The 2719-nt window shown below is 62.4% G+C and carries 4 protein-coding genes; 2 read left to right on the top strand and 2 right to left on the bottom strand.

The annotated features are described in order from the left end of the window. Window positions 1-99: 99 nt before the first annotated feature. On the bottom strand, window positions 100-825 hold the full coding sequence (locus tag EN749_RS33850) for a hypothetical protein (RefSeq protein WP_128364809.1): 726 nt from the start codon (window positions 823-825) through the stop codon (window positions 100-102). A gap of 125 nt (window positions 826-950) precedes the next feature. Here EN749_RS33850 and EN749_RS33845 point away from each other — a divergent pair, with 125 nt between their 5' ends. After that, window positions 951-1292 carry a hypothetical protein gene (locus tag EN749_RS33845; protein ID WP_127291442.1) on the top strand — a complete coding sequence of 114 codons (342 nt, stop codon included), beginning with the start codon at window positions 951-953 and terminating at the stop codon, window positions 1290-1292. 19 nt (window positions 1293-1311) lie between these two features. After that, complete coding sequence (locus EN749_RS33840) at window positions 1312-1839, top strand: gamma carbonic anhydrase family protein (protein ID WP_027160406.1); 528 nt, start codon at window positions 1312-1314, stop codon at window positions 1837-1839. 53 nt (window positions 1840-1892) lie between these two features. Here EN749_RS33840 and EN749_RS33835 read toward each other — a convergent pair whose 3' ends face one another. Then, entirely contained in the window at window positions 1893-2441 is a 549-nt protein-coding gene (locus EN749_RS33835) for an ankyrin repeat domain-containing protein (RefSeq protein WP_128364808.1), read from the bottom strand. Window positions 2442-2719: the final 278 nt, after the last annotated feature.

The following is a 2719-nucleotide window of genomic DNA, read 5'->3' as shown; positions in this document are numbered from 1 at the left end:
CTCGATGGCGATCCTCGACATCGATCTGGCCTGAGCCAGCGATTTTGCGCTCGGCCGGCTCCGCCTCGAATGCGGCCGGCCGGAGTTTCCGAGGCTTTCTTAATGTCCCGCCTTCAGAACGCGCCCCGCTTCGGTGGCGATTGCCGCGTCGAGCGCCTGCCAATTGCCCAGAAACTCCCTTGGGAAGCGATAGGTGAGGCTGAGTTCGTCGCCGACCTGGATGTCGCGCTCGCAAGGCGCCAGCGATTGGTCGGCACTCGGTCCGCTCAGGCAACGGGCCACGAACGGCTCCTTGCCGGGGCGATTGCCGACAACCAGCACCTCGTTCAGATAGCCTGATTTCTCGTTGAAACCATAAATCATCGTGCCGCCAGGCCCGACAATGCCGGGTTGGGTGATCAACGCGCTGTAGATCGGCGCGAAGCGGCCACTCATGTCACGCGACATCATCTGCTGTTCGAAGGACAGGAAGACGATGCTTTTGGCTGTTCCCGTATGGTTGAAATCATCCCGCGCGGCCTCGCTGTAGCCGTCCATCTGGGGATAGCGCAGATAGAGGTCGAGCCGCGAGGCGATGCCGTCGCGCCGGGCCTGGGCGAAACGGATGGCGTTGGTCGGGACCGTGATGACATTGTTGCCGATCACCACCTGGTGCATCGTTGCGTCGTCGGTGTATCCGGCCATGGCGATCGAATGGCCAAACCATTTGCCTGCAAGGCTGATCGCTGCTGAAAGCAGGGCCAGCGCCGCGAATCCGTAGAGCACCCGCTTCATCAGCCTAGAATCGACCACAGTGAGTTCGTTGGCGAGCGCTGCCTGCTTCATCTCAGTCCTCGGATCTCGGGCCGTCCGTCCGCCTCCAGTGTCCCTGGGCGGCACACATCGTACGGCACGGCTCTTGCAGCCTGCGTGGAACGACTGTGCAATTTCATGGTAAATGGAAAGTTAAGATGGGACCGCTGGAACTCACACTCTTTGCTTTTGCCGTCGGGTTGACGGCCTGCGGGCTGGCCGGATCGGCTATGGAACTGGTGTCGGGCCGCAAGGTCGCCTTCACCGAACCCTATGTGTCGCCGTCACATGTCTTGCGCTCGCTGCTCGCCACGGCCTGTGCCGGACCCTTCATGCTGGTCAATGATGCCATCGATGCCCGGCGTCAGCGCCGCATTTCAACGTTGGCGCTGATGTCCTGCGGCTGCACGGCAATTGCGTGGACCTTGGCGCTGGGCGTCGTCGTGCTTGCCATTGCCTCATGGACGGTCCGTCTCCTAGGGTCCGAGCTGCCAGGCTGAGACGATTCGGAGACCAGAAATGCCGCTTTATGCGATCGATGGAACAGAGCCCAGCTTCGCCGATGCGGATTCGAACTGGATCGCGCCCGATGCGACGCTGATCGGCGACGTCAGGGTCGGACGCAATGCCGGCTTCTGGTTCGGCGCCGTCATCCGCGGCGACAATGAGCCCATCGTCATCGGTGCCGACACCAATGTGCAGGAACATACGGTGATGCACACCGATCCCGGTTTCCCGCTGACGATCGGGGAAGGCTGCACGATCGGCCACCGCGCCTTGCTGCATGGCTGCACGATCGGCGACAACAGCCTGATCGGCATGGGTGCCATCGTGCTGAACGGCGCGAAAATCGGCAGGAATTGCCTGGTCGGCGCCGGTGCGCTGGTCACCGAAGGCAAGGAATTTCCGGACAATTCGCTGATCGTCGGTTCACCTGCCAAGGCGATCAGGGTGCTGGACGACGCGGCCGTTGCAAGGTTGCGCGGTTCGGCGGCGCACTATGTCGCCAACGGCAAGCGCTTCAAGGCGGGGTTGAAGAAGGTTTGAGGTCAGCCTGGCATTGCTGGCGGTGGTTTCGTAGCGCCCCAACTCACTGTCCGTCAGTTGCGCCCGGCCATCGCATCGCGCAGCAAGGAAGCACCGCCTTCAAAGCCGGCAATCTCGGCTTCCTCGATCACGTTCCTGTAGTCATCGATGCGGGTTTCGAGCACCGGGTCGGCGCCCGCCGCCAAAAGCAGGCCGATCGCATCGACACTGCGGATGGCCACCGAATAGTGCAGCGGAGTCCAGTCGTTGACGCCCCGCATGTTGGGGTCGGCACCGCCGTCGATCAACACCCGCACGATGTCCAGCCGGTCGGCGCGGTCGGTGGACAGCGCTGCAATGATGGACGGAAACCCGCCGTGATCCTGATAGTTTGGATTCGAGCCGGCATCCAGCAAAGACGAGATGAAGCCGACGGGGCTCCAATAGATCGCATATTCCAGCGGATGCCCGAGGCCGAGCTCGAACGGCATGCGCTCGTCGAACCAGCGGGAAGAGCCGCCCAACGCCACGCCGAGGCCCTCGAAGTCGCCGGCCTTGAAGGCATCGTCGATAACGTTGAACAGGCGATGGCGCTCGCATCGATCTTCCGGGATTTCCAACATGGCCGTGATCCAGAAGGCGAAACTGACGGCCTATAGTGCCTCGATCTTCCGGGCGTGGGAAGGCGGGACGATTCGACTGAATGAGATTGGGATCTTCAGCCTACCGCAGGCTGATTGGTTTTCGATTCTCCGCCAGAAATGGCGGAGCCGGCCCGGGGACGGGGCCGGCTCCTTTCACCCGGTCGTTGGGGACGGGGAGGGTGGGGACTCGACCGGGTTTCTCCTGAAGCGCCTCGCATTTACGCGGCGCGCTTGAGCTCTGTTCTAGCGGACGCTGG

The organism is Mesorhizobium sp. M7A.F.Ca.ET.027.02.1.1 (assembly GCF_004022985.1).
Lineage (GTDB): Bacteria > Pseudomonadota > Alphaproteobacteria > Rhizobiales > Rhizobiaceae > Mesorhizobium.
This window is presented reverse-complemented; position numbering and strand designations above follow the sequence as displayed.